The 1034-nt window shown below is 39.1% G+C and carries 1 protein-coding gene; it reads right to left on the bottom strand.

Features of this window, described 5'->3' with window-relative positions:
- Nucleotides 1–3: 3 nt before the first annotated feature.
- On the bottom strand, nucleotides 4–942 hold the full coding sequence (locus GPK83_RS15275) for an IS982 family transposase (protein WP_215705176.1): 939 nt from the start codon (nucleotides 940–942) through the stop codon (nucleotides 4–6).
- Between the last annotated feature and the right edge of the window lie 92 nt (nucleotides 943–1034).

Here is a 1034-nt window from a genome sequence, read left to right as displayed (position 1 = left end):
TTTTTAGAATATCAGTTCTTTGATTTTTCCAAGTTCGCAGGTTTCACCGAAAATACTGTTTAATGCAATGCAGAGGTTGTATGCCAATACTTTATTAACCAAACGGGTGCATAAGCCCTGAAAGCTTTTGGCAAGTACTCTTTCTGCATTTAACTGACCGCTTAACTGTGAAAAGACAGTTTCTACCCGTCTTCTCAATTTGAAGATCAGCTGACGCACCGATTTTGGCCAGTTTTCTTTACTGTTGGAACGCTTGAGTGCAAAAAGACAGATCGTTTGTTCCTGCATTTCCTGCATGAGTTTTTCGCCAACATATCCTTTATCTGCTAAAATTGTAATATTTGAACAATTATCCACCAGATCCCGTAATCCTTCACGGTCATCTGTGGATGCCGGCGTAATCTCAAATGCAGTAATGTAACCTTCTAATGTGACCAGGGCATGCACTTTATAGCCGAAGTAAGTTTCCTTTTTAGAAGGGCACTTTCCGTAATCAGCACCCTGGCTGCGAAATGTTTTGCAGTATCGTGCACGTCCAAATTTGCAGACTGCAAGCGGAAAACTATCAATAATGCAATAAGAACTGACCGGAACCGGAAAAACAGAGAGCATCTTTTGTCTTAATAATTCGGTTGTCTGCATCAGAGCACGCCTCGTTCTGTTAAAACGACTTCTGCTGCAAAGCTGCGGAAAAAGATGTCTGTAATTCTTTTTCACGAAAGAAAACCAGGCATTTTCAGAATCAACGCCAAGCAACTCACCACAAAGACTAATGGTAATGATTTCCGAATCAGATAGTTTTGCATCTAAAACATGCCGTCGCTTGGCAACCTCAGGAAGTGCAAACTGATGATACAATTCGTCAATAATAACGTAAGTGGTTAAAATAAAGTCTTCAAAAGTTGCAATAACAGTGGTATTATTATTTTGGAACTTCAACATAATGATGCCTCCTTTCGTTGTATTGCCTACAAATAGGATAGCACATTTTGTTGAAGTTTCTTTATATTATTTTATCTAGCACAACAGGTTAA

It is taken from the genome of Clostridium sp. MCC328 (genome assembly GCF_018785465.1).
Classification (GTDB): Bacteria; Bacillota; Clostridia; order Lachnospirales; family Lachnospiraceae; genus Pilosibacter; species Pilosibacter fragilis.
This window is presented reverse-complemented; position numbering and strand designations above follow the sequence as displayed.

Excerpts from the sequence above, each read along its gene's own strand:
- GPK83_RS15275 (WP_215705176.1), bottom strand. The coding sequence starts at position 942 with ATGTTGAAGTTCCAAAATAATAATACCACTGTTATTGCAACTTTTGAA.